Here is a 23,873-nt window from a genome sequence, read left to right as displayed (position 1 = left end):
ACACATAGTTTCGAATCGTCTACCCGAGGTGTCCGCCCTCGGGGGCATGCTGCTCGAAGAGGTCGCGCTCGTGAGCGGCGCGAAGGTCGTCTACCGCGACGTCGAGTAGTCCGGGGACGTCGAGGCGGTCGCCTCCCGTACGGCCGATCTGGTCGTACGGCACACCCCCCAACGCTTCTTGCAGGGCATCCCAACGCTCCTCGGGGACCGCGACGACGAAATGCCCCCCGCATTCGCCGAAAAGGGCCTGGTCCCCGCGCCTGCCGCTCAACATGGGTTCCACCTCGACCCTATCGAACGTCATCCCGATACCGCCCGTAATCGACATCTCCGCGAGCGCCACGGCGAGCCCGCCACCCGATACGTCGTGCGCCGTATCCACTATCCCCTCTGCCACGAGGGATTTCACCAAGTCGGCGTACTCCTTCTCACGAGGGAGACGGGGTTGTTCCGGCTTGCCAGCGACCTTTCCGTGCACGATCTCCAGGTAGTCGGAGCCCGCGAGCGTGGGCCTGTAGTCTCCGAGATGCACCACCATGTCCCCCTCGCGCTTGAAGCCGGGGGTGGCGTGACGGCTCACGTCCTCGAAGACGCCGACCATCCCGACGGCAGGAGTAGGGTAGATGGCGCCGCGCTCCGTCTCGTTGAACAAGCTGACGTTCCCGCTGACCACCGGCGTTCCGAGTACCTCGCACGCCTCCGCCATCCCGTCAACGCACTCGGAGAGCCCGTAGTAGCCGTCCGGCTTCTCGGGGCTTCCGAAGTTCAGGCAGTCGGTGAGGGCGACGGGCTCGGCCCCGACGCACGAGAGGTTTCGGTACGCCTCCGCGACGGCCGCCGCCCCCCCGCCCCTCGGGTCGAGGTAGCAGTGGCGCCCGCTGACGTCGGCGGTGACGGCGAAGCCGAGCTTCGTGCCCTTGATGCGCAACACGGCCGCGTCGGCGCCGGGGCGGACGACGGTGTCGGAGCCGACCTCGCTGTCGTACTGCTCGTAGACGGAGGCGCGAGAGCAGAGGTTCGGGTGGGCGAGCATCCGGAGCAGGACTTCGTTGTAGTCGTCTGGTTCCGGGAGGGCGTCCGGGTCGAATCGGTGCGCCCCGTCGAGGTAGGCGGGCCTCCGCACCTCGCGCTCGTAGACGGGGGCATCGGCGAGGGCCTCGGCCGGGACGGAGCCGATGGGTTCGCCGTTGTCGAAGACCCGGAGCTCCCCGTGGCTCGTCACGCGGCCGACGACGGCGGCGTCGAGCTCGTAGCGCTCGCAGACCTTCAGAACCTCGTCGGCCTTCTCGGGCTCGACCACGGCGAGCATCCGCTCCTGGGACTCGGAGATCACGACCTCCCACGCCTCCATGCCCTCCTCGCGCAGGGGCACCTTCTCGGCGTCGAGCTCGATCCCGACGCCCCCCCTCGCCGCCATCTCGGAGGCGGAAGAGGCGATGCCGGCCGCCCCGAGGTCCTGGAGCGCGACGAGGAGGTTCCGTTCGAGGAGCCGCAGGGAGCACTCGATGAGCATCTTGCCGGCGAACGGGTCCCCGACCTGCACGTTGGAGCGCTTCGCCTCGGACTCCTCGGTGAGCTCGTCGGAGGCGAACGTCGCCCCGTGGATGCCGTCGCGGCCGGTCTTGGCGCCGAAGAGGACGACGAGGTTCCCCTCCCCCGCCTCGGCCTTCGCCCGAACCACCTCGTCGGCCCGGATGAGGCCGACGCACATCGCGTTCACGAGCGGGTTCCCGGAGTAGGCGGGTGAGAACTCGACCTCCCCACCGACGGTCGGGACGCCGATGGCGTTGCCGTATCCGCCGATGCCCCGCACGACCTCGCGGAAGAGGTAGCGGTTGCGCTCGTCGTCCAGGGGTCCGAAGCGCAGCGCGTTCAGAAGGGCTACCGGGCGAGCCCCCATCGCGATGACGTCGCGGATGATCCCGCCGACGCCGGTCGCCGCCCCCTCGTAGGGCTCGACCGCGGAGGGGTGGTTGTGGCTCTCCATCTTGAACGCGAGCGCCCAGCCCTCCCCCACCTCTATGACGCCGGCGTTCTCCCCCGGCCCCTGCAAGACGCGCGGCCCCGTGTTCGGGAAGCGCCTCAGGAGCGGGCGGGAGTTCTTGTAGCCGCAGTGCTCGCTCCACATCACGCTGAAGAGCGAGAGCTCCAGGTAGTTCGGCGGCCGGCCCATAAGCTCCAGGATGCGGTCGTACTCGAAGTCCGAGAGGCCGAGGGAGGTGTACGTCTCCTGGATGTTCAAACCTTCGCCCCCGCCGCCGCGAGCACGGACCGGAAGACCCTCAGGCCCTCCTCCGAGCCGAGGGCCGGGTCGGAGACGCGCTCGGGGTGGGGCATGAGGCCGACGACGTTGCGGGCCTCGTTGCAGATCCCGGCGATGTCGTTCGCCGAGCCGTTCGGGTTCTCGAGGTAGCGAAGGACGACGCGCCCCTCCTCTTCGAGCTCCCGGATCGTCCCCTCGTCGGCGTAGTAGTTCCCCTCGTTGTGGGCGACGGGCAGCGTGATGGTCTCGCCCTCGCCGTACAGCGCCGTCCACGGCGTGTCCGTCTTCTCGATGCGCGTGCGCACGCGCCTGCTCACGAAGCGCATCCCCGTGTTTCGGAGCAGAGCCCCCGGCAGGAGGTGCGCCTCCAGGAGGACCTGGAAGCCGTTGCACACCCCGAGGACCGGGCCGCCCCCCTTCGCGAACTCCTCCAAGGGGCCCATCACCTTCGCGAAGCGGGCGATGGCGCCGGGCCTGAGGTAGTCGCCGTAGGAGAAGCCGCCCGGCACGACGACCGCGTCGACGGCCTTCAGCTCGGCTTCGGCGTGCCAGAGCTCGACGGGGGTGGCGCCCGCGCGCTCGACGGCGTGCAGGGCGTCGCGGTCGCAGTTCGAGCCGGGGAAAACCGTCACCCCGATCCTCACGAGACGACCTCCCACTCGTACTCCTCGGTCGTCGGGTTGGCCAGCAGCCTCCTGCACATCCCCTCGACCTCGTCGGCCGACTCGACCTCCAGCTCGATCAGCCGGCCGATGTGGACCGCCCCAACCCCCGAAAATCCCAGAGCCGGTAAGGCGCGCTTCACCGCCTCCCCCTGCGGGTCGAGGATGCCCCGTTTGGGGCGTACGAGCACGCGTACCTTCAAAGCGTTCTTCATTCCATCGTCCCCATCGGTCCCATGTGCGTCACGCGGCGCAGCATCTCCTCGTAGGCCTGCTCGACGCCGCCCATGTCCTGCCGGAAGCGGTCCTTGTCCAGCTTCTCGCCGCTCTCCTTGTCCCAGAAGCGGCAGGTGTCAGGGCTGATCTCGTCGGCCAGCATGAGCTCGCCGCCCTCGTCGCGCCCGACCTCTATCTTGAAGTCCACGAGCAGGACGCCCTTCTCGTCGAAGAACGGGTAGAGCAGCTCGTTGACCCCCAGCCCGATCTCCTCGCAGCGCTTCAGCTCCTCGTCCGCGACCCCGACCTCCCGGAAGTGGTACCAGTTGAACATCGGGTCGCCGAGCTCGTCGCTCTTGTAGCACAACTCGATGATGGTGGACTTGAGCGGCGTCCCCTCCTCGTAGCCGAGGCGCTTCGCCAGCGAGCCCGCCGCCACGTTGCGCACGATGACCTCGACGGGGAGCATCTGGAGCTTCTTCGTCTTGATCGTCTCGTCGTCGACCTGCTCGATAAAATGGGTCGCCACCCCACGGCTCTCCAGAAACTTGAAGAGCGCCGCGCTCATCGTGGCGTTCGTCCGCCCCTTGCCCACCCACGAGCCGCGCTTCTGCGCGTTGAACGCGGTCGCGTCGTCCTTGTAGCGGTGGAGGAGGACGCCTTCCTCGTCCGTCGCGAAGATCCTCTTCGCCTTGCCCTCGTAGAGCAGCCTCTCAGACACTCTCCAACCTCTTCTTTAGCTCCTCGACCCGCTCGAAGACGGTGCCGACGTTTCTCAGCGCATAGCCGGGATCGAGGAGGTCCGAGAGACCGCCCCCGAGCCGCTCCCGTACCTCGGGTTTCGCCTCCAGAAGCTCCCGGAAGCCGCCCTCGCCGTCCCAGGCCCGGAGCGCCGAGTCCTGGACGATGGCGTAGGCGTCGTCGCGGGACATCCCGCTCTCCACGAGGGCGAGCAGGACGCGCCCCGAGTAGACGATGCCGCCGCCGATGTTCAGGTTCTCCCTCATGCGCTCCGCGTCCACCGTCAGGCCGTCGAGGACGCGGCGGGCGGTGCGCAGCATGTAGTGGGCTACGGTCGTCGCGTCCGGGAGGACGACGCGCTCGGCCGAGGAGTGGCTTATGTCCCGCTCCTGCCACAGGGCGTTGTCCTCGAAGCCGACCGCGGCGTAGCCCCGGAGGAGGCGGGCCATCCCGGTGAGGCGCTCCGAGAGGATCGGGTTTCTCTTGTGCGGCATCGCCGAGGAGCCCTTCTGGCCCCGGCCGAACGGCTCCTGGAGCTCCCGGATCTCCGTCCGCTGCGCCCCCCGGACCTCGACCGCTATCTTCTCCAAGGTCGAGCCCATGATCGCGAGGACGGACAATACCTCGGCGTGGCGGTCGCGCTGTATCACCTGCGTGGACGCCTCGGCGGGCTCGATGCCGAGCTCCTCGCACGCTAGAGCCTCGACCTTCGGGTCCACGTTCGCGTAGACGCCGACGGCGCCGGAGATCTTACCGACCGAGGCCATCCTCCGGGCGTGCTCAAGCCGCTCGAGGTTCCGCTCCATCTCGAAGGCCCACACCGCGCACTTGTGCCCGAAGACCGTCGGCTCCGCGTGGACCCCGTGCGTCCGCCCGACCATCACGGTCTCGCGGTGGCGGAGCGCCATCTCCACGAGGAGCTTCGCCAGCGCCGTCGCCTCCTCGATAACGAGCCCTAAAGCGTCCCGCAGCCTCAGGGCGCCCGCCGTGTCCACGACGTCGGAGGAGGTCAGGCCGAAGTGGAAGTGGCGGGCGGCGTCCGCGCCACCTTTACGTGCGACCTCCTCGTTCACCGTGGTGACGAAGGCGATAACGTCGTGGTTCGTCTCCCTCTCGACCTCGTCGATGCGCTCGACGGTAAAGCCCGCCTTCTCGGCGAGCTCCTCCACCTCGGCCTCCGGGATCTCGCCGAGGCGCGCCCGCGCGCGGCAGACGGCGATCTCGACCTCGAGCCAAGAGCGGAACTTCGCCTCCTCCGTCCAGATCTCCCCCATCTCGGGGAGCGTGTAGCGGCCTATCATCTAGCCCTCCAGCCTCTGCGCGAGGTCCCCGTCGGAGAGCGCGAGAATCTGGGCGGCGAGGACGGCGGCGTTGGCGGCGCCGTCTATGGCCACGGTCGCTACCGGCACACCCGTGGGCATCTGGACGGTGGAGAGCAGGGAGTCGAGGCCGCCCAGGGTGCCGGCGGAGATCGGCACCCCTATGACGGGCAGCATGGTGCGCGCGGCGACGGCGGAGGCGAGGCCGCCGGCGAGGCCGGCCGCGCAGATGATGACCTTGAGGCCGCGCTCGCGGGCGGTGCCCGCGTACTCGGAGACCTTCTCGGGGTCGCGGTAGGGGCTCATGACGTTCAGCTCGTGATCGATGCCGAACGCTTCGAGCCGCGCGACGCACTTCTCGATGACGGGCATGTCGGTGTCGCTGCCGACGAGTATTCCTACGGGCGGGGTCACAGCTCTTCCATCTCCATCGCTTCGAGGGCTATATCCGTGCGGTACTGCATGCCGGGGAACCGGATCAGCTCCACCGCGGCGTAGGCGCGGGCCCGCGCCTCCATGATCGAGGGGCCAGTCCCGACGACGTTGAGGACGCGCCCCCCGGCGGTGTAGAAGCCCCCGTCATCCTCGCGCACGGCCGCGTGGTAGACGCGCACCCCCGCGAGGTCGCGCACCTCGTCGAGGCCGGAGATCTCGTCCCCCTCCGAGGACGACTCCGGGTAGCCCTCCGAGGCCAGGACGACGCAGACGGTCTTCTCGTTGGACCACGAGACCTCGCGCCTCCTGAGGTCCTCCTCGGTGCAGGCCACGAGGAGCTCCAGGAGGTCCGAGTCGAGCCGGGGCAGAAGGGCCTGCGTCTCCGGGTCCCCGAAGCGGCAGTTGAACTCCAGCGCCTTCGGCCCGGTCTCGGTGACCATGACGCCCGCGTACAGGAGCCCAGCATACGGTGCGCCGATGAGCGAGAGCTGGCGGACGGTCGGGGTGATGATCTGCTCCAGAATCTGCGCGTACGTGGAGGGCTCCATCCACATCGTCGGGGAGTAGGCCCCCATCCCGCCGGTGTTCGGCCCCTCGTCCCCGTCCCCGAGGCGCTTGTAGTCCTGCGCCGGGACGAACGGCAGGATGTCGGTCCCGTCGGTGAGCGCGAAGATGGAGGCCTCGCGCCCCTCCAGGTACTCCTCTATAAGGACCCTCTCGCCCGCCGCCCCGAAGGCCCCCCGGAAGGCCGCCCGCACCGCGCCTTCGGCCTCGTAGGGCGAGTGCGCGACGGTGACGCCCTTGCCGGCCGCGATCCCGTCGACCTTGACGACCATGGGGTAGTCGCGCTGCGAGCGGAGGTAGGCGAGCGCCGGTTCCTCCCGGTCGAACGCCTCGAAGCGGGCGGTCGGGACGCCGGCGTGGCGCATGACCTCCTTGGCGAAGACCTTCGAGCCCTCCAGGCGGGCGGCGGCGCGGGAGGGGCCGAAGATCCGCAATCCCGCCTGCCAGAAGCACTCCGAGATGCCCCCTATCAGGGGCGACTCGGGGCCGACGACGGTCAGGTCGATGCCGGCCGTCCTCGCGTAGTTTCTGAGCCCGATGAGGTCGTCCGCCGGGATGTCCACGGTCTCGGCGATCCCGGCGATGCCGGGGTTGCCGGGGGCGGCGAACATCTCGGGCCGCATGGGGCTCGCGGCGATGGCCTCGACGAGCGCGTGCTCGCGCGCGCCGCTGCCGACGACGAGGACGCGCAACCCCTAGACCCTCGCGCTCTCTACGATCGCCTGGTCGCGCTCCGGTCCCACGCTGATCATGCGCACCGGCGCCCCGAGCCCCTCCTCCACGAACTGCACGAAGGACCGCGCCTCCTCGGGCAAATCCTCCCTCCGGCGGCACCCGGAGACGTCGACGCTCCACCCGTCGAAGGTCTCGTAGATGGGCTTCGCGTGGTGGAGGTCGGTCTGGCTGAGGGGGTAGTCCCGGACCTCCCTGCCGTCGATCTCGTACCCCACGCACACCTTGACCTCGTCGACGGACGACAGGACGTCGAGCATCGTGAGGGCGAGCCCGGTGATGCCGTTCAACGAAGCCGAGAACTGCAACGCGGGCAGGTCCATCCAGCCGCACCGCCTGGGCCTCCCCGTCGTCGTGCCGACCTCCTTCCCGACCCTCCTCAGCGTCTCCCCGGTCTCGTCGAAGAGCTCCGTCGGGAACGGCCCGTCCCCGACGCGCGTGGCGTAGGCCTTGGTCACCCCGATCACCTCGCCCAGGGCCGACGGCGGGATGCCCGCCCCGACGCAAGCCCCGCCTGCCGACGGGTTCGAGGAGGTCACGAACGGATAGGTCCCGAAGTCGTTGTCCAGGAGCGTCGCCTGCGCCCCCTCGAGCAGGACCTCCTCGCCGCGCTCCAGCGCGTCGCGGAGCATCCCGCCCGTGTCGGCCATCATCGGCTCCAGAAGCTCGCGGAAGGAGAGGAGGTAGCGGACGAGCTCCTCGACGTCGAAGGGCTCCTCGTCGTAGACGCTCGTGAAGAGCGCGTTCTTCTCGCGAAGCGCGGCCCTCAGCTTCGTCCGCAGGATGCCCTCGTCGAAGACGTCCTGCACCCGCACGCCGACCCTGGCCACCTTGTCCTCGTAGGCCGGACCGATGCCGCGGTTGGTCGTCCCGATCTTGGCCTTCCCGAGCGCCTTCTCGCGGTGGCCGTCGAGGCGGATGTGGTACGGGAGGATGAGGTGGCTCCGGCCGTCGACCTTGAGGCGGCCCCTGACCTCGAGGCCGCGACCCTCCAGGGCGCCGACCTCCTCGGCCAGGACCTCCGGGTTGACCACGACCCCGTTGCCGACGGTGCAGACGACGCCCTCGCGCACCATGCCGGAGGGGATGAGATGGACCTTGAACTCCTCCTTGCCCACCCGGATCGTGTGTCCGGCGTTGTTCCCGCCGGAGTATCGGGAGACGAAGCTGGCGTCTGCGGCGAGGGCGTCGCAGACGCGGCCCTTCCCCTCGTCGCCCCAAGCAAGTCCCAGCACGACCGTAGCGCTCATGTGACCGTCCTATCTCTTGGAAGTTCGGGTAAGGGAGATCCGGGGCGGGAGCGTGCAACACTCATAAAAGCCTCGCGTCCTGACAGCACTGACGCAATGTAGCATAGAAGCAACACGGTTTGAACGGGCCCGCATGGGTACGCCGCCCGGCCCGCGGGCTACTCGAAGAGCACGACGGGCTCTGCGTAGTAGCGCACCCGGTTCTTCTCCAGCGACTCCCCGACGAAGCTCCTGAGCTCGGCGTTGCGGGCGCCGGTCTCGCCGTCCTCGAGGAGGGCGAGGGGGTAGCGGACGTTCAGGACGCGCTCGGGGACGGGGAAGCGCGTGATCCCGGCGGGCAACACCTCCCCCCGGTCCACCACCTCCGCAAGCTCGCGCGGGGAGAAGCTCCTGTAGAGGAGCAGCGCCTCGCCCTCCCCAGGATCCACATCCGCCTCCGGGTCGATCCTCCGCACGACGCCACCCTTCGGGTAGATGCTTCCAAGGGCCTTCAGGCCGCGGACGGTCTCCACCAGCCCCTCGCCCCTCGCCCGCGCGTACAGGCGCCGGCCGTCGCGGAAACGCGCCTCGACGAGGCAGGCCTCCGGCCTCCGCGTGGAGGTCGAGACCTCCGGGAGCGCGCGGAGGGCGTCTTCGAGGCCCTCCGCGGGGAGGAGGTGCCCCCAGCTCTCGGCGCTCTCGGGGAGGGCTATGATCTGCACGAGGGCGAGGCGGAGGCCGAGCTCGGTGAGGGCGCGCACCCGGTGGGCGCCGTCGAGGACGAGGTAGCGGTCCCCGTAGGGGGCGGCGATGACGGGGTTGCGCTGGACGGCCTCATCGCGGATGCCGTCTCGTACGCGCGCCAGACGCGCCGGGTCGTGGTCTTCGTGCAGTATCAGGCACGACAGCTCCACGATGCGCAGGGCATCGAGCGCCGGGATTGCGCTCCGGGCCACGGCCTGGACGGGGTGGGTTAAGAGTCGCCGCCGGAGCGGGCGAAGATAAAGTCGAGAAGCACGAAGCCGCCGAAAAAGAACACGGCGATGACGGCGAAGAAACCGATGACGCCCATGAGCAGGTACAGCGTGTCCAAAGAAGAGCCTCCACCACTCGCTCCGCCACACAAAAAAACGCAAGAGAGTCGGGACGGCCGGATTCGAACCGGCGACCACTCGGCCCCCAGCCGAGTGCGCTACCAGACTGCGCCACGTCCCGACGCATCGCCCTTAATATACCAGAAGGAGGCCGGAGACAAGCGGGCCGTCGGGCCGTGCTATCATCCGCGGCGTGTCCCGGGCGGCCGTCTACATCAGGACAGATCCGGAGGGAAAACTCCCCTCCCGCGAGGAGCAGCAGGCCACCCTCGAAGGGTTCGCCGCGAGGTTGGGGCACGAGATCGTGGCGCGCTACGAGGACCTCGACGCGCAGGGCGCCTTCCTCTACCACCGCCCCGGCTTGAAGGCCGCGATCGGGAACATCAAGGAGGAGGAAGACTGGGAGGTACTCCTCGTCGCCCTCCCCCGGTGCATCTCGGAGACCGAGACGGCGGTGCACGAGTTCGTCCACAAGTTCTCGCTCTACAACAACCGCGTCGAGTCGCCGGAGCGCGGCTGGGAAGAGTTTCTCGCCGACATGAAGGCCTACCGGCGCGAGATGAGCCGCCGCTAGCGCGGCCCGGCAGCGTATTCTCCGCTTCTCCTCCGACGCTCCTTAAATCGTCATGTAACATAGGGAAATGGGCGTTTTGATCACCTTTGTCGGGATACTCGTCGCGCTGGTGGCGCTGGCCGGTCTCGCGCTGGGGCTCTTCATGGCGGCCGACCGTCGCACCCGGGAGCCCGGCCTCCTCTTCGCCCTGTGGTGGACGCCGGCGCTCGCGGCCGCCGCCGGCATCTTCATGCGCGACCCCGTCACTTTCTCCATGGGCCTGGTCTGCTTTGTCGTAGCGGGCGCGGCGCTCGTATTCGAGCGCGCGTCGACCCGCAAATCCTCCAAGCAGCGACGCTTCTCCCCGGACTCTGAGCGCACCACGCAGCGAGCGATCCGCACGCAGAACAGAGCGGACAACAAGACCGCCTCCTAGCCCGTTCCCGGGCTTTCCTGCCTGCGGCGAGCCCCCGGAGGCGTCGCTATACTACCGAGCGGCGTCGGGTCGTCTGAGGGGGTGCCGTGGGCAGCATCGAGTTCCGGGTCGAACGGGAGGTCTGCCGCTTCCTCGACCCCACCCGAGGCTTCGAGCCGGTCGAAAAGACCACCGAGATCCGGCGCGACCCCCTGACCGATCGTTCGAGCCGCATCCTGGACATGGGCTTCTCGCCAGAGAGGCCGGACGTCGAGGGGATGGTCGAGCGGTTCCGCTCCGGCTTCAACCCCTTCGCCCGGGAGGGGCGCGAGGAGGTCACGCCGAGGTTCCTGGAGGAGCTCGAGGGCATCCCCGGCGGCCGTCTCGGGCGCGGCGAGGCGCTCGTCGTCCCGAACCTCTTCCCCTACGACCGCTACAGCGCGGTCACCGTCCTCTCGGACGAGGATTTCGTCCCCATGACCGGCTTCTCGGAGGGGCTCCTCGTCGACGCCTTCGGGGCGGACATGGAGTACCTGAGGCGGGTCCGCGAGACCGACGGGAACGGGCTGCGCCACTACAGCATCAACTGGAACTACATGCCGCTCGCCGGCGGCTCCCTCGTCCATCCGCACCACCAGCTTATCGCCTCCCCGTTCCCCACCAACTACCTCGCGGACGTGGAGGCCGGCCTCGCGCGCTACGGCGGTCGCTACTTCGGGGACCTCGTCGCAACCGAGGAGGGCGGGGAGCGCTGGGTCGGGCGCGAGGTCGGCATCGCGTGGCTCACCGGCTTCGCGCCGATGGGCCACGTCGACGTGCTCGGGGTCTTCGCGGGCCGCGCCTCGCTCTTCGACCTGACGGACGAGGACCTGCGGGCGCTCTCGCGGTCGTTGCTCGGGATCTTCGCCTACCTCGACGCGGAGGGCTTCGCCAGCTTCAACTTCGCGCTCTACGGGCTGGAGGGCGCGGAGGGCTTCGAGGTCCACTGCCGGCTCTCGCCGCGGTTCCTGCTCTCCAACGCTCTGGGCACCAGCGACATCAACTACTTCGAGATCTCGCACTCCGAGTCGCTGGCGTTCTTCTTCCCGGAGGCCGCGGCCGGGTCCTTGCGCGGCCATTTCGAGAATGCGTAGAGACCCCACTCAGAAAGGAAGGCGAGCTTGGCGCTCCTCCGAACCGTTCTGATCTTCGTCATCGTCGTCATCCTGCTGCACCTCGGCATCTCCTACCTGAACGTGGACCCGAACCAGAACGGCCTGACGAGCGGCGTCGTGGGCCTCGCCCAGCTTCTCGAGATCCCCGCCCAGGCCCTCCTCCAGGCCCTCCCCCTCTCCCCCGAACAGCGCGGGAACGTGGACACGGGAGGCCTCTACTTCGTGGGCTTCGCCGCCATCGGCTTCTACTTTATCCTCTTCCTCCTCCTGGGCGTCGGCCGCAGGTAACGCCTTCACCGCGCCACTTCGGCCGTCCACTCCATGCTTGTGCTGGACGACACGAGGTAGCAGCCCTGTGAAGAGGAGGCGCGGATGGCGGAGGCCCGGTGGTTCGTCCGAACGGCGGCCGTTCTCGTGGGGCTTGCCAACCTCGTCGTGCTGGCCCATCTCTTCGGTGGCAACCCGGCCCTCCCTACGGGCGTGTCCTGGACAGAGGTCTCCGTACCCCGGGTCGCGCCGTACGTGCTCGCGGCGGTGGCCGCGGGCCTCGTGGCCGCGGAGGCCGAGATCCGATGGCTCGACGGGCTCTCCTACCCCCGCGCCGGCGTGGTGGGCGCGGTCTGCCTCGGCGGGGCGCTGATGGGCTTCCTATTCTCCGCCGTCCTCGTACTCCGAACCTCCGATAGCGTCGGCCTCGGCCTGACCTTCGCGGGCTTCGGCGGCGTCCTGTTCGAGGCCGTGCTCGGGGCGGTCGAGGGCCTGCTTCTCGCCCCTCCCCTGGTGGCGACCCTCGGCAGGCTCGGCAACGGAGTCCCGTCATCGCGCACCATGACTTAACCGGCGGTTACGGGTCGAGGACCTAGAAGTTGCCCAGCAGTTCGTCTACGGGGGCCGCGGAGACCTCCTCGGACGGGCGGGAGAGGTAGAGGTCGGCGTGGTACCAGCCCTCGTCCTCCTTGCCGGCGGGGTCGATGCCGGCGGCCGCGAGTTGCCGCAGGACGTGATCCCGCTCCGCAGCGCCCTCGAAGCGCCGCTGCGGGAAGGTGTGGGTGGAGAGCTTCTCCGTCACGAGGCCCCGTCGGGCGAGGACCGCGGCGATGGGATCGTAGTCCACGAACCGCACCGCGAAGGCGGCGACCCAGGGCGCGCCGTTCTCCGAGCCGTCCGCGACGCACGAGAGCACGCGCTCGAACGTGCGCTCCCAGATGTAGCCGACGCCCCCCGTGACGGTTACGAGCCGGATGCCGCGCGCGTCCCGGCGCAGCGCCTCCGTCGGCTCGTCCTCCTCCAGGTTCTCGGCGCTCCCCCCGTCAAGAAGCCCGGCCCGGAGCGCGTAGGAGACGGCCCGGGCCGCCGAGTCGGTGCCGACGACCTCCGGCGCCTGCGACCTCCGCCGGCTCCTGTAGAACGCGACGTCAGAGATCGCGAGCTCCTCGGCGGAGAGGCCGGCGAGGTCCGGGGAGGCGTAGCGCGCGTAGAGGTCGTCGAGGGTGAGGTCGTGCTTGAGCAGGGCGGCGTTGACGCCGTAGGAGCAGCAGAGATCCAGGACCCTCGGCCCGTCGCTGGCCTCGCCCGCCATCGCCCCGAGGAGCGCGGAGAAGACGCGGCTTCCGTGCTCGGGCGCCCGGTAGTCCAGGCTGCCGAGGGCCTCGAAGTAGCCGCGCGGGTCCGGCAGGTCGTAGACGCCGTCGAAGTTGGCCTTGCTCTGCTGGTTGTGCTCGGCGTACGGGTTCTGCGACAAGGTCTCGCGCCTCCTCTGCGGTGCCCGGCGGGCGTAGCGGCATCGAAGCATTGTACGGTCGACGCGGCGCTCGCGTGCGGCGACGCGCGAGCGCCGGAGGAAGTGACCATTCAGGCCGCCGGACGGGCCGGCGTTATGCGCTACCGCCGTACTCGGCCATGAACCGGCGGTCGACGTAGCTCTTGAGCTTCCAGGCGAGGCGCCCGCGCCACGCCACGCGGTCGTAGACGGCGAGCCCCGTGCCGTCGCCGAGGTTCAGGACGTAGAGGAAGCGCTTCTGGGGATTGTAGCGACGCACGGGCTCGCCGCGGGGGACGGCCTGCAGGTTGTGGTAGAGGACGGGGCCCTGGCGGACGGCGAAGACGCCGAGCTTCGGGAGGCCCAGGCCGCGGTAGGAGACCGCGTCTCCGCCGCCGAAGATCCGGCCGTCGGCCACGCTCCTCAGCGCGCGGTCCACCCAGAGGCCCCCGCAGGGGCCGACCGGGAGGCCCGAGGCCCGGAAGACGCGGCCGCTGGCCACGATGCCGACGGCGAGGACCGCGAGGTCGTACGGGAGGAGGTCCCCGCGGGAGGTCCGGGCGCGGCCGGCGTCGTAGGAGACGACCTCGGTCCCCGTCAGGACGCGCGCGCCGCGGCCTTCGAGGTACGCCCGGATGCTCCGCCGGGCGGGCTTTGGGGAGCCTTCGAGCAGCCAGTCCCCCCTCTCCACCACCGCGACCTCTCCCCCGGCGGGCCGCCGGTCGAGGAGGGCGAGGGCGTTCGCGGCGACCTCGCAACCGGCGGCCCCGCCTCCCACGACCAGGAGCTTCACGGGCCGGTCGCCGTCCAGGAGGAGGCGACGCTTGATCTCCGCGGCGTTCTCGACGGGCTTCACCGGGAGGACGCGGCCGTCGTCCGGGACCTTGTTCGTGGGGGTCGTGCTGCCGAGGCAGAACGAGACGGCGTCGTAGGGGACGGCGCGTCCGTCTTCGAGGACGAGGGCGCGGTCCTCCCCGTGGACCGTCCGGACGCGTCCCTGCACGAACGAGCCGCCGCCCCCCTCGACGAGCCGGCGGACGTCTATGCGGTCCTCTTCGGGGGTGTAGACCCCGGAGACGACGCCGGTCGCCATGCCGGAGTAGTAGAGGTAGGGCGAGGGGTCGATCAGGGTGACGTCGAAGCCGCGGCGGGTCAGTTCCGCGGTCCGGCGGAGGGTGTAGAGGTGGGCGTGGCCGCCGCCGGCGAGGACGATCCTCGGGCGAGGGGCTGGTCGTCCTGGCGGGCTCGCGAGCACCCTCGATGTATACACCAAAGGGTGTAGGTCTGCGGCATGCTTGTACGGTTGCCCGTCGGAACCTCTATACTTACAAGATCGCGTGGGGGTCCGGGAGTCAGGAGAGACGGTGATCGAAACCGCAAGGGCGTGCGTCCTACAGTGGGAGGGAGCTTATCCATGGAGGTCTTGGAGAAACCATGATCGAGTTTAGAGGCGTAAGCAAGACCTACCCCGGCAGCGCGCGGCCGGTCGTCAAAGATCTCTCCTTCGAGGTGCTCGACGGGGAGATCTGCGTGTTGGTGGGCCCATCCGGCTGCGGCAAGACGACGAGCATGCGCATGATCAACCGGCTCATCGAGCCGTCTTCGGGCGAGATCCTCATCGACGGCGAGCCGAACACCGCGATGAGCGGGACGAAGCTGAGGCGCAAGATCGGCTACGCGATCCAGCAGATCGGGCTCTTCCCCCACCGCTCCATCGCCGACAACATCGCGACCGTGCCGCAGCTTCTGGACTGGGACAAGGCCCGCATAAAGGGCCGCGTGGACGAGCTCCTGGAGCTCGTCGGCCTCGACCCGGGCGTGTACCGCGACCGCTACCCCGCCGAGCTCTCCGGCGGGCAGCAGCAGCGCGTCGGGGTGGCGCGAGCTCTGGCGGCGGACCCCCCGATCATGCTCATGGACGAGCCGTTCGGGGCGGTCGACCCCATCAACCGGAGCCGGCTGCAGGACGAGTTTCTGAGGATTCAGGAGGAGATCCGCAAGACCATCGTCTTCGTTACCCACGACATCGACGAGGCGATAAAGATGGGCGACCGCATCGCCATCCTGAAGGAGGGCGGCGTCCTCGCCCAGTACGACACGCCCGAGGAGATCCTGACCAACCCCACCTCGGACTTCGTCACGAGCTTCGTGGGGGCGGACAGGATCCTCAAGCGCCTGTCCCTCACCCGCGTCTCGGAGATGGAGCTGGAGCCGGCGAACGGCAGCGGGGAGGGCCTGCCCACCCTCAGCGACCGCCTCACCGTCCGCGACGCCCTCTCGGCGCTCATGGGGGCCGGGGTCGGACGCGGCGTCGTCGAGGGGGAGGGGGGGCGCAGGCTCCTGACGATGGAGGCCATAGAGGGTCTCACCAGGGGGGCGCGTGCCTAGCCCGGGAGAGCCCGCGAAAGCGGGCGACACCCTGGGGCTGCTCCAGGACCTCCAGCCCAAGCTTCTGGACTGGGGTTGGATCGGGGAGAATTTCGGCGACGAGATCCTGCCGGCCCTGATCGGGCACGTCTACCTCTCATTCGTCTCCGTGGGGATAGCGCTCGTGATCTCGCTGCCCACCGGCGTCCTGGTCTCGCGCTACCGCAAGGCCTACCCGCCGGTCACGTTCTTCACGGGCATCCTGTTCTCCATCCCGAGCCTCGCCCTCTTCGCCTTCCTCGTGACCGTCCCCGGCATAGGGATCGGGCCGACGGCCGTGATCATCGCGCTCGTGGCGTACTCCCTGCTCGTCCTCATCCGCAACGTCGTCGCCGGGATGGACTCCGTCCCCGAGGAGACAAAGGACGCGGCGCGCGGCATGGGGCTGACCGCCCGCCAGATCCTCTTCGGCGTCGAGCTCCCGCTCGCCCTGCCGGTCATCGTCGCGGGCGTGAGGATAGCGACGGTGACGATCATCGGGATCGCGACGATCGGGGCGTACATCCGGGGCGGTGGCCTGGGAGAGCTGATCTTCCTCGGCATCAGCCGCAACTTCCCGACCCGCGTGATCGTGGGGGCGGTCCTGGCGACGCTGCTCGCCGTGATAGCGGACCTCCTGCTCCTCGCCCTGGAGCGCTACCTGAGGCCGTGGGCGCGGACGAGGAGGGCTTAGGCGATGAGCGAATTCCTGGACGTCTTCCGCAGGCCGGACTTTATCCCCCTGCTCGTCACGCACATCGAGCTCTCCGTGGTGGCGCTCCTCCTGGGCGTGCTCATCGCCCTGCCGGTCGCGCTCGCGGTCAACCGCTCGCCGACGCTCTCGGCGATCGCCATCAACATCGGCAACATCGGGCGCGCCGTGCCGAGCCTCGCGCTCCTCGCGCTGGCCTTCCCGCTGCTCGGCTTCGGGTTCGCGACCTCGCTCGTCGCGCTCACGGCGCTGGCGATCCCGCCGATCCTCATCAACGCGTCCACGGGGCTCCGGCAGGTTAGCCCGCAGGTGATGGACGCGGCGAAGGGGATGGGGCTCTCGGGGGCCCAGATTCTGGGCCGCATCCAGGTCCCGATCGCCGCCCCGATCATCTTCGCCGGCATCCGCACCTCGGCGGTGCAGGTGGTCGCGAGCGCGACCCTCGCAACCTTCGTCGGCGGCGGCGCCCTGGGCCAGCTTATAGTCCTCGGCTTCCAGCGCAACCAGCCGGCGATTCAGATCGCGGGCGCCCTCGCCGTCGCGGTGCTGGCGATCATTACGGAGCTCCTCTTCGGCTTCCTGGAGCGCGCCTTCACCCCGAAGGGCCTCCGCGTGGCCCGCAAGCGGCGCGGCAAGTAGATTCCGTGGCAACAGAGACAGAAGGAGACGCATACATGAAGCTAAAGTTTTTGCTCCGCGCGGCGCTCGTCGCGCTCCTCGCGCTCTCGGTCGCGGCCTGCGGCAACGCGGGCGGCGGCGAGCAGGGCGGCGGTGGCGGCGGCGAGGGCGACGGCCCGTCGATCACCGTCGGCTCGAAGAACTTCACCGAGCAGTTCGTCCTCGGCGAGCTCTACGCGCAGGCTCTGGAGGCCAGGGGCTTCACCGTCGAGCGCCAGCTCAACCTCGGCTCCGAGCAGATCGCCGACCGGGCGCTGCAGGACGGCCAGATCGACTTCTACCCCGAGTACACGGGGACGGCCCTGGTCGCGCTCCTGGACTACAGCGAGCAGCAGCTCGACGGGCTGGACACGCCCGAGGCGACCTACGAGGAGGCGCGCAGGCTCTACTCCGAGCGCGACCCCGCCAACACCATGCTCACCCCGGCGGACTTCAACAACAACTACGGCATCTTCGTGCGGCGCGACGTCGCCGAGGAGCAGGGCATCGAGACCCTAGAGGACCTCGCGGAGGCCTCCGGCGAGCTCCGCTTCGCCACCTACTCCGAGTTCCAGGACCGCTCCGACGGCTACAAGAACATGCAGGAGAACTACCCCGGGCTGGACTTCGGCGAGATCATCACCGCCAACGACCTCGGCCTCCGCTACCAGGGCGTCACCGACGACCGCGCGGACGTGGGCGTCGGCTTCCTCACCGACGGCCAGCTCACCTCCGACGACCTCGTCGTCCTGGAGGACACGAAGGGCATCTGGCCGTTCTACTACCCGGCCCCCGTGGTCCGCAGCGACGTCCTCGAGCAGAACCCGGAGATGGAGGAGATCCTCAACTCCGTCTCCGCGACCCTGAACGTCGACGTCATGCGCGACCTGAACGGCCGCGTCGACCTCCAGCAGGAGGAGCCCGCCGACGTCGCCCAGGAGCACCTCGAGGCGGAGGGCCTCCTGGAGCAGCAGTAAAGTATCAGCCCAAAGCACGGGCGAGAAGCGGCGAGGGGGCCTCTCTGGGTCCCCTCGCCGCTTCTCGTGGGCCGTTACACGAACTTCCCCCGCTCGGTCCCCTAGAATAGCCCCATGGCAGCGATCGTGAAGATAAAGCCCGAGGTCCTCACCGCGCACAGGATGCGCATGGAGATGAGGAACCTCGAGGACGAGGACATCGAGAACACCATTCGGATGAAGGGCTGGGCGTGGGTCCTGGCCCGCAAAAGCTGGGTCTACGCCGGCGAGCCGGACTTTATCCACCGCCAGATCCGGGAGGTAGTCATAGCCCTCCCCGACATCGTCTTCGACGAGGCGGGCATCGAGGAGAGCGTCGAGACGGTCCTCGGCAAGGCCCGCAGCGACGAGGAACGCGAAGAGGCGCGCGCCCTCCTCCGCCAGGCCTTCGAGAAGACCGGCCAGCTCGACAAGGCCGAGGGCGCGCTCTAGGAGCCCTCCCCGGACTACGTTCCCTTGAGGAACGGCAGGGTGTCGTAGGCGACGAAGTTCTCGAAGGCCGGGTAGAACTCGCTCGTGGTCACCGGGCTGCGGGAGAAAGAAGCGAGGGGCTGGCTCTCGCCCTTCCCAGGCTCGCGCAGCCAGATTTTCACGGTCTCCTCGTCGAACTCGATCACGTTGTAGGACGGGGGCATCACCCCCCGGACGCGCATGGTCGACGCCGTGCCGGAGTGCACGATCCTCACCCCCGAGATGCTCCACACGTAGGGGACGTGGCGGTGGCCCGACAGGACCATCTCTATCTTCAGGTCACGCAGGATCGCCATCACGTCGCCGGCGTCGCGCAGGTTGTTGACGTCGCGGCCCGTGCCGGGGACGGCGAGGATGTGATGGTGGATCATGAGTATCCTCGGCCCCCGGTCCCAGCCGCGAAACTCCGAGTCGAGCCAGGCGTAGTGCTCCCGGCCGACCTCCCCCTCGTCGAGGTCCGGCTTGGTCGAGTCGATGGAGACGATCTTCGCCTCGCCCTCGGGGACGGAGACCGTCACCGACGTCTCGCGCATCCCGAAAAACTCCTCGAAGTGGCGGTACCCGACGTTCTTGGCGTCGTGGTTGCCCATCGCGTAGACGACGTTCGGGCACGACAAGCGGTCGAGGTAGCCCTTCGCCTCCTCGAACTCCCAGCGGTAGCCCTCCATGGTGAGGTCCCCGACGATCGCCACGAGGTCGGGTGAGAGCTCGTTGGTCTCCTCTATGGCGGCAGAGAGAAGGTCGGGCCTGAAGAGACCCGACCCGACGTGAATGTCAGACATCTGGACTATCCGCATGTTCTGGGGCCTCCCGCGTCGGCGTTTCTACGTCCAGTACGCGGGAGGCATTATGCCCTTTTCGGACCGACGGAACCTAGTGCGAGTGCGGGTCCATCTGCGCGACCTCCGCGGCGGCGAGCTCGTCGCCGGTCACGGGGTTGCCCGCGATGGCCTGCTGCAAGCTCTCCTCGTCGGTGATGATGGAGCCGTCCGGGATCACGCTGCCCGCCGGGATGGTGAAGGAGAGCTCCTCCCCCTCCTCGAGCGCAGGACCCGCGATCACGACGTCCTCGCCGATCTGGACGTCGTCCTCGACGATGGCGCGGAAGACGACGGCGCGGTCCTCGGCGGAGACGCCGTTGCCCATCTGAAGCGGCCCGTGGAAGACCACGTCCTCGGAGGAGGTCAGGTCGTCGCCGACCTGGATGTCGGTCTCCTCGAGGGCGTGGAAGGTCACCCGATCGTCGAGGTCGGCGTTCGCGCCGATGATGATCGGGGAGCCCTCGTCGGCCCGGATGGCCGTCCTCTGGCCGATCTGAGCGTTGGGGCCGATCCGGACGTCGCCTACGATCCTGACGAACTCCTGGATCTCGAACGGCTCCGCGACCTCGGGCTCGGCCCGCTCGTTGAAGGAGGTCGCGGGGTTGGGGCCGGTGACGTTCACGACGGTCTCGTAGCCCTCGGTCTCGTAGAGCTCGATGTACCCCTCGGCGAACTCGGCGTTGACGTCGAGGACGCCCTCGCGGAACTCCTCGGTCGAGGCGTCGGCCTCGGGGAGCGCGTCGGCCTGCTCCTGCGTCGTGATCTCCTCGCCCGGCCCGACGAGACTGTTCTCCGGGATCGTGACGTTCTCGACGGTCGCGCCGTGGAGCACGAAGGCCCCGTTCTCGAGCGTCGAGTTGATGATCTCGGAGTTGAACCCGACGAAGGCGAAGTCGCCGACCTCGGAGTCCCGGATGATGGCGTGGTGCGCGAGGCTGGTCCGGTCGCCCACGGTCGACGACTCCTGGAGGGCGCGCACGATGATGTTGTCCTGCGCGTTGGTCTCGTTCCCGATCGCCACACTATGGTCGGGGGAGGCCCTGAGGATGGTGTTGGAGGCGACGAAGCTGCGCTCCCCGATCCTCACGTCGCCGAAGAGCTCCACGAGCGGGGCCACATAACTCGTCCCGACGACCGGGTTGCCGGGCTCGACGGGCCTGAGCTGCCCACTCTCCCCGCCGGTCGTACCCCCCTGCATCCCGCCGGTCGTACCGCCCATGGTGCCGCCAGTCGTGCCGCCCATGGTGCCGCCAGTCGTGCCGCCACCGGTCGTGCCACCGGTCGTGACGCCGGAGCCGCCGCCGGACTGGGCCTGCTCCTCCTGCGAGCTCCCCCCCTGACCGCCGCCCTGCTGCGCCTCCTGCTCGCCGCCACCGCCGCCACAAGCGGCTACAAACCCGGCCATGGCCGCGGCGAGTACCGCCAGTGAAACCTTGCGTATCATTCAGTCTCCTTCTTTCGTGCCGCGGAGATCGCGGCCTGATGCATGAAACCGGAAACGAGGTACTCGCGGTCCCTCCCCCGCAACTCCTCCGGTCGACCCTATAGTACGTCCCTATATGCCCGAACAGATGAAATACTATTCGGCCCATGCGTTTGCTCGATCCGGCCCGCCGTTCGAGGCACTCCTCTGGCGGCCTCCCGCCGCACTGACCCGGCAACGGTCGCGCTCCGTCCACGAACACGCCGATCTTCCCCCGACGAAATTCGCGTAGGGACGGGGCCTACCCGGCGGACGCCTCCTCGAGCTCGCGGAGGAGACCGCGAGCCCTCGCGAGCTGCGCGTCCACGGAGTCGGGCGACGTGGACCCCGGGGAGCTCTTGTTCGCGACGCTGCCCTTCGGGGTGAGTAATTCCCTGGGCAGATCGGCCAGGGCCGGATGAGCGGCGACGAGCTCATCCTCGGGGACCTCTTCGAAGGGGAGCCCGGCCTCCTCGCAGCGGCGGACGAGGCGTCCGACGGCGCGGTGTGCCTCCCGGAACGGCACGCCGCGCGCGGCCAGAAAGTCGGCGAGCTCGGTGGCGAGCGCGAAGCCCCCGGCGGCGTTCGCCATCCGCTCGCCGTCGAAGGTAGCGGTACGGAGCATCTCGGGGAGGACGGCGAGGACGGCGAGGACGGCGTCCACCGAGTCGAAGATCGGCTCCTTGTCCTCCTGGAGGTCCTTCTGGTAGCCGAGCGGCAACCCCTTGAGCGTGACGAGGAGCGCGGTCAGGTTGCCGACGAGGCGGCCCGCCTTGCCGCGCATCAGCTCGTAGGCGTCCGGGTTCTTTTTCTGCGGCATGATCGAGGAGCCCGAAGAGTAGGCGTCGCTCAGCCGGGCGAATCCGAACTCGGCGCTCGTCCACAGCACCCACTCCTCGCCGAGGCGGCTCAGGTGGATCCCGAGGACGGCCGCGGCGTAGAGCAGGTCGAGGGCGAAGTCGCGCTCGGAGACGGCGTCGAGCGAGTTGAGGAGGGGCTCCATCCCTAGCGTCTTCGCCGTGAGCGCCGGCTCCACGGGGTGCGGCGTCCCGCCAAGCGCCGCAGCCCCGAGCGGCGAGGCGGAGGCGGCCTCGCGGGCCATCCGTAAGCGAGTCAGGTCGCGCTCGAAGGCCCGGAAGTGGGCGAGGAGGTGGTGGGAGAGCAGGATCGGCTGCGCGCGCTGCAGGTGCGTGTACCCCGGCAAGACGAGGTCGCGGTTCGCCTCCGCGACCTCGACGATGGCGCGCATCACCGCGAGCAGGGCCTCCCCCATGCGCTCCGCCGCGTCGCGGACGAAGAGGTGCAGGTCCAGCGCGACCTGATCGTTGCGGCTCCGGCCCGTGTGCAGCTTGAGCGCCACGTCCCCGACGATCTCGCGCAGGCGGCGCTCGACCGCCGTGTGGACGTCCTCATCGGAGAGCGTCCAGGAGAACCGTCCCCCCTCGACCTCCTCCAGCACGGCCCGCAGGCCGCGCTCGAGCTCGGCGGCCTCCTCGCCGGAGACGATCCCGCGCTCGCCGAGCATCCTGGCGTGGGCGATGGAGCCCCGGATGTCGTACGGCGCGAGCCGCGCGTCGAAGGGGATCGAGGCGTTCAACCTCTCGAAGGCCTCCGCCGGCGTCGTCCCGAACCTGCCGCCCCAGAGGGGGCCGTTGTCTCGTTCGCTCATGATCAGGCAGTTTAGATGACTCGAACGGAGATGTTTGTCCAACCGGGACGAACCCCGATCCCCTCCATCGAGGAGCACCGGAAGAACGTTCCGGGGCTCCTCAAACAGAGACGCCGGCGGGCCTGGGTGGCGCCGCCGGCGTGGGGACGAGTCGATCCTGTCTCTACGCGACCGTGCGCTCGTCCTCCTTGGCGGGGAGCGCGCGCCGGTCCTTCTGGTACTTCCTTATCGCGGCCTTGAGGGCGCTGAGGCCCATCGTGGCGTTGCGGGTGCGGCTCCCCACGGCCTCGCGGCCGACGCGGTCCACGAAGGCGTCGTAGTCGAGGTCGAGGACCTCGTCCATCGTCAGGTTCTCGTCTCGCACGAGCTGCATGACCATGCTCGTCGCGCCCATGCTGATCGTGTCGCCCTGCCCCGTGAACGAGAGGCCGGCGATCCGGTCGCCCTCGCCCCTGAGGTGGACCACGACGGAGCCCCCGCACTCGGGGCTGCCGCCGGGCATGACCACGTCGGCGTACTCCAGCCCGCCCTCGTGGCGGGGGTTCCTCGCGTGGTCCACGAGGGCCGCTATCTGCTGTTGGCGATCCAAGGTTCGGCCGCCCCTACCTCTCTATGGGGGCGCGCACGGAGTTGCCCCACTCCGTCCACGAGCCGTCGTAGTTGCGCACCCTGTCGTACCCCAAGAGGTACGTCAAGACGAACCACGTGTGGGACGAACGCTCCCCGATCCTGCAGTACGCGATCACCTCGTCGGAGGCCTCCGACGGCGATGGCAGCCCCGCCTCGCCCTCGTAGATCGCCCTTAGCTCCTCAGCCGACTTGAACGTCCCGTCCTCGTTAACCGCCCGCGCCCACGGCACGTTCGCCGCCCCCGGGATGTGGCCGCCCCTAAGCGCCCCCTCCTGCGGGTAGTCCGGCATGTGCAGGAGCTCGCCCTTGTACTCCCCCGGGCTCCTCACGTCCACCATCGGGCCGCCCTTCGCGGAGTGCTCCCTGACCTCCGCCATGAACGCCCTGATCTTCTCGTCGTCGCGGCTGGGGACGGGGTAGTCGGCCGGCGGGAAGGAGGGGACCTCCTGCGTCATCTCGCGGCCCTCGGCCTCCCACTTCACCCTGCCGCCGTCCATCACCCGCACGTTGTCGTGGCCGAAGAGGCGGAAGACCCACAGGGCGTAGGTGGCCCACCAGTTGTTCTTGTCCCCGTAGAAGACCACCGTCGTGTCGGGGCCTATGCCCTTCTCGCGCATCAGCGCGGCGAACCTCTCCGGGTCGACGTAGTCTCGGGTGAGGGGTCGTTGAGGTCCTCGACCCAGTCGACCTTCACCGCGTTGGGGACGTGGCCGACGTCGTAGAGCAAAACGTCCTCGTCGCTCTCGACGATGCGCACGTTCTCGGTGTCGTGGAGGTTGTCGGCCACCCACTGCGTCGTCACCAGAGCCTCCGGGTGCACGTACCCCTTCTCTTCGATCTGCTTCTCGGTCACGCTTCTCCTCTCTCTTCTTTCAACCGCACGAACGGCTATT

The 23,873-nt window shown here is 69.1% G+C and carries 25 protein-coding genes, 1 tRNA gene and 1 pseudogene; 10 read left to right on the top strand and 17 right to left on the bottom strand.

From position 1 onward, the window contains the following. Nucleotides 1-19: 19 nt before the first annotated feature. The 10 genes from purL to GBA65_RS09255 form a co-directional block, all read right to left on the bottom strand. Entirely contained in the window at nt 20-2,242 is a 2,223-nt protein-coding gene (gene purL / locus GBA65_RS09300; protein ID WP_166396330.1) for a phosphoribosylformylglycinamidine synthase subunit PurL, read from the bottom strand. After that, complete coding sequence (gene purQ / locus GBA65_RS09295; RefSeq protein WP_166396329.1) at nt 2,239-2,907, bottom strand: phosphoribosylformylglycinamidine synthase subunit PurQ; 669 nt, start codon at nt 2,905-2,907, stop codon at nt 2,239-2,241. The genes purL and purQ overlap by 4 nt, the downstream gene beginning before the upstream one ends. After that, a complete protein-coding gene (gene purS, locus GBA65_RS09290) occupies nt 2,904-3,140 on the bottom strand; it encodes a phosphoribosylformylglycinamidine synthase subunit PurS (RefSeq protein ID WP_207956280.1) in 237 nt (78 codons plus the stop codon). Before purS ends, purQ begins: the two co-directional genes overlap by 4 nt. Continuing rightward, entirely contained in the window at nt 3,137-3,862 is a 726-nt protein-coding gene (gene purC, locus GBA65_RS09285; protein WP_166396328.1) for a phosphoribosylaminoimidazolesuccinocarboxamide synthase, read from the bottom strand. The genes purS and purC overlap by 4 nt, the downstream gene beginning before the upstream one ends. Continuing rightward, complete coding sequence (gene purB, locus GBA65_RS09280; RefSeq protein ID WP_166396327.1) at nt 3,855-5,183, bottom strand: adenylosuccinate lyase; 1,329 nt, start codon at nt 5,181-5,183, stop codon at nt 3,855-3,857. The genes purC and purB overlap by 8 nt, the downstream gene beginning before the upstream one ends. Then, nucleotides 5,184-5,615, bottom strand: a complete 432-nt coding sequence (purE, locus tag GBA65_RS09275; protein WP_207956279.1) for a 5-(carboxyamino)imidazole ribonucleotide mutase — start codon at nt 5,613-5,615, stop codon at nt 5,184-5,186. It abuts the gene before it with no gap. Further along, the gene (gene purD, locus GBA65_RS09270; RefSeq protein WP_166396326.1) at nt 5,612-6,892 is read right to left on the bottom strand and encodes a phosphoribosylamine--glycine ligase; all 1,281 of its coding nucleotides are present in this window, start codon (nt 6,890-6,892) and stop codon (nt 5,612-5,614) included. Before purD ends, purE begins: the two co-directional genes overlap by 4 nt. A gap of 3 nt (nt 6,893-6,895) precedes the next feature. Then, nucleotides 6,896-8,182, bottom strand: coding sequence for an adenylosuccinate synthase (locus tag GBA65_RS09265; RefSeq protein WP_166396325.1), 1,287 nt, complete (start codon nt 8,180-8,182; stop codon nt 6,896-6,898). A gap of 158 nt (nt 8,183-8,340) precedes the next feature. Beyond that, nucleotides 8,341-9,117 (bottom strand): ParB N-terminal domain-containing protein, encoded by a 777-nt coding sequence (locus GBA65_RS09260; RefSeq protein ID WP_166396324.1) that lies wholly within the window; start codon nt 9,115-9,117, stop codon nt 8,341-8,343. 185 nt (nt 9,118-9,302) lie between these two features. Beyond that, nucleotides 9,303-9,376: transfer RNA gene (locus tag GBA65_RS09255), tRNA-Pro, on the bottom strand. A gap of 72 nt (nt 9,377-9,448) precedes the next feature. Between GBA65_RS09255 and GBA65_RS09250 the strand changes: the two genes are divergently transcribed. From GBA65_RS09250 to GBA65_RS09230, 5 genes are all read left to right on the top strand, one after another. Then, the gene (locus GBA65_RS09250) at nt 9,449-9,829 is read left to right on the top strand and encodes a recombinase family protein (RefSeq protein WP_166396323.1); all 381 of its coding nucleotides are present in this window, start codon (nt 9,449-9,451) and stop codon (nt 9,827-9,829) included. 76 nt (nt 9,830-9,905) lie between these two features. Beyond that, on the top strand, nt 9,906-10,244 hold the full coding sequence (locus GBA65_RS09245) for a hypothetical protein (protein ID WP_166396322.1): 339 nt from the start codon (nt 9,906-9,908) through the stop codon (nt 10,242-10,244). A gap of 86 nt (nt 10,245-10,330) precedes the next feature. After that, a complete protein-coding gene (locus GBA65_RS09240; RefSeq protein WP_166396321.1) occupies nt 10,331-11,356 on the top strand; it encodes a hypothetical protein in 1,026 nt (341 codons plus the stop codon). Between the two features lie 27 nt (nt 11,357-11,383). Then, entirely contained in the window at nt 11,384-11,665 is a 282-nt protein-coding gene (locus GBA65_RS09235; RefSeq protein WP_166396320.1) for a hypothetical protein, read from the top strand. Between the two features lie 84 nt (nt 11,666-11,749). After that, nucleotides 11,750-12,214: a hypothetical protein gene (locus tag GBA65_RS09230; RefSeq protein WP_166396319.1), complete on the top strand. Its 465-nt coding sequence runs from the start codon at nt 11,750-11,752 to the stop codon at nt 12,212-12,214. Between the two features lie 22 nt (nt 12,215-12,236). Here the strand turns inward: GBA65_RS09230 and GBA65_RS09225 are convergent, their stop codons facing one another. Further along, on the bottom strand, nt 12,237-13,118 hold the full coding sequence (locus GBA65_RS09225; protein ID WP_166396318.1) for a hypothetical protein: 882 nt from the start codon (nt 13,116-13,118) through the stop codon (nt 12,237-12,239). A 133-nt stretch (nt 13,119-13,251) separates the two neighbouring features. Beyond that, the gene (locus tag GBA65_RS09220) at nt 13,252-14,391 is read right to left on the bottom strand and encodes an NAD(P)/FAD-dependent oxidoreductase (RefSeq protein ID WP_166396317.1); all 1,140 of its coding nucleotides are present in this window, start codon (nt 14,389-14,391) and stop codon (nt 13,252-13,254) included. A 179-nt stretch (nt 14,392-14,570) separates the two neighbouring features. On the opposite strand from GBA65_RS09220, the gene GBA65_RS09215 reads away from it, so the two are divergent. The 5 genes from GBA65_RS09215 (at nt 14,571) to GBA65_RS09195 (ending at nt 18,359) form a co-directional block, all read left to right on the top strand. Beyond that, the gene (locus GBA65_RS09215) at nt 14,571-15,524 is read left to right on the top strand and encodes an ABC transporter ATP-binding protein (protein ID WP_166396316.1); all 954 of its coding nucleotides are present in this window, start codon (nt 14,571-14,573) and stop codon (nt 15,522-15,524) included. Next, entirely contained in the window at nt 15,517-16,236 is a 720-nt protein-coding gene (locus GBA65_RS09210) for an ABC transporter permease (RefSeq protein ID WP_166396315.1), read from the top strand. The genes GBA65_RS09215 and GBA65_RS09210 overlap by 8 nt, the downstream gene beginning before the upstream one ends. Nucleotides 16,237-16,239: 3 nt before the next feature. Continuing rightward, nucleotides 16,240-16,893: an ABC transporter permease gene (locus GBA65_RS09205; RefSeq protein WP_166396314.1), complete on the top strand. Its 654-nt coding sequence runs from the start codon at nt 16,240-16,242 to the stop codon at nt 16,891-16,893. Nucleotides 16,894-16,928: 35 nt separating this feature from the next. Beyond that, nucleotides 16,929-17,888, top strand: coding sequence for a glycine betaine ABC transporter substrate-binding protein (locus tag GBA65_RS09200; RefSeq protein WP_166396313.1), 960 nt, complete (start codon nt 16,929-16,931; stop codon nt 17,886-17,888). Between the two features lie 114 nt (nt 17,889-18,002). Continuing rightward, nucleotides 18,003-18,359: a hypothetical protein gene (locus GBA65_RS09195; RefSeq protein ID WP_166396312.1), complete on the top strand. Its 357-nt coding sequence runs from the start codon at nt 18,003-18,005 to the stop codon at nt 18,357-18,359. A gap of 14 nt (nt 18,360-18,373) precedes the next feature. On the opposite strand, the gene GBA65_RS09190 is transcribed toward GBA65_RS09195, so the two are convergent. From GBA65_RS09190 to GBA65_RS09170, 5 genes and pseudogenes are all read right to left on the bottom strand, one after another. Continuing rightward, nucleotides 18,374-19,180, bottom strand: coding sequence for a metallophosphoesterase family protein (locus GBA65_RS09190; protein WP_166396311.1), 807 nt, complete (start codon nt 19,178-19,180; stop codon nt 18,374-18,376). A 91-nt stretch (nt 19,181-19,271) separates the two neighbouring features. Further along, nucleotides 19,272-20,663 carry an LbetaH domain-containing protein gene (locus GBA65_RS09185; protein WP_166394803.1) on the bottom strand — a complete coding sequence of 464 codons (1,392 nt, stop codon included), beginning with the start codon at nt 20,661-20,663 and terminating at the stop codon, nt 19,272-19,274. A gap of 280 nt (nt 20,664-20,943) precedes the next feature. After that, entirely contained in the window at nt 20,944-22,350 is a 1,407-nt protein-coding gene (argH, locus tag GBA65_RS09180) for an argininosuccinate lyase (RefSeq protein WP_166396310.1), read from the bottom strand. Nucleotides 22,351-22,513: 163 nt separating this feature from the next. Beyond that, a complete protein-coding gene (locus GBA65_RS09175; protein WP_166396309.1) occupies nt 22,514-22,939 on the bottom strand; it encodes an iron-sulfur cluster assembly scaffold protein in 426 nt (141 codons plus the stop codon). A gap of 13 nt (nt 22,940-22,952) precedes the next feature. After that, nucleotides 22,953-23,833: pseudogene (locus GBA65_RS09170) on the bottom strand (sulfurtransferase). Nucleotides 23,834-23,873 lie beyond the last annotated feature (40 nt).

It is taken from the genome of Rubrobacter marinus, from assembly GCF_011492965.1.
In the GTDB taxonomy this organism is placed as follows: domain Bacteria; phylum Actinomycetota; class Rubrobacteria; order Rubrobacterales; family Rubrobacteraceae; genus Rubrobacter_F; species Rubrobacter_F marinus.
This window is presented reverse-complemented; position numbering and strand designations above follow the sequence as displayed.

Coding starts and splice junctions, on each gene's coding strand:
- purS (WP_207956280.1), bottom strand. CDS start 3,140: ATGAAGAACGCTTTGAAGGTACGCGTGCTCGTACGCCCCAAACGGGGC.
- purB (WP_166396327.1), bottom strand. CDS start 5,183: ATGATAGGCCGCTACACGCTCCCCGAGATGGGGGAGATCTGGACGGAG.
- GBA65_RS09265 (WP_166396325.1), bottom strand. CDS start 8,182: ATGAGCGCTACGGTCGTGCTGGGACTTGCTTGGGGCGACGAGGGGAAG.
- GBA65_RS09230 (WP_166396319.1), top strand. CDS start 11,750: ATGGCGGAGGCCCGGTGGTTCGTCCGAACGGCGGCCGTTCTCGTGGGG.
- GBA65_RS09215 (WP_166396316.1), top strand. CDS start 14,571: ATGATCGAGTTTAGAGGCGTAAGCAAGACCTACCCCGGCAGCGCGCGG.
- GBA65_RS09205 (WP_166396314.1), top strand. CDS start 16,240: ATGAGCGAATTCCTGGACGTCTTCCGCAGGCCGGACTTTATCCCCCTG.
- GBA65_RS09200 (WP_166396313.1), top strand. CDS start 16,929: ATGAAGCTAAAGTTTTTGCTCCGCGCGGCGCTCGTCGCGCTCCTCGCG.
- GBA65_RS09195 (WP_166396312.1), top strand. CDS start 18,003: ATGGCAGCGATCGTGAAGATAAAGCCCGAGGTCCTCACCGCGCACAGG.
- GBA65_RS09190 (WP_166396311.1), bottom strand. CDS start 19,180: ATGTCTGACATTCACGTCGGGTCGGGTCTCTTCAGGCCCGACCTTCTC.
- GBA65_RS09185 (WP_166394803.1), bottom strand. CDS start 20,663: ATGATACGCAAGGTTTCACTGGCGGTACTCGCCGCGGCCATGGCCGGG.
- argH (WP_166396310.1), bottom strand. CDS start 22,350: ATGAGCGAACGAGACAACGGCCCCCTCTGGGGCGGCAGGTTCGGGACG.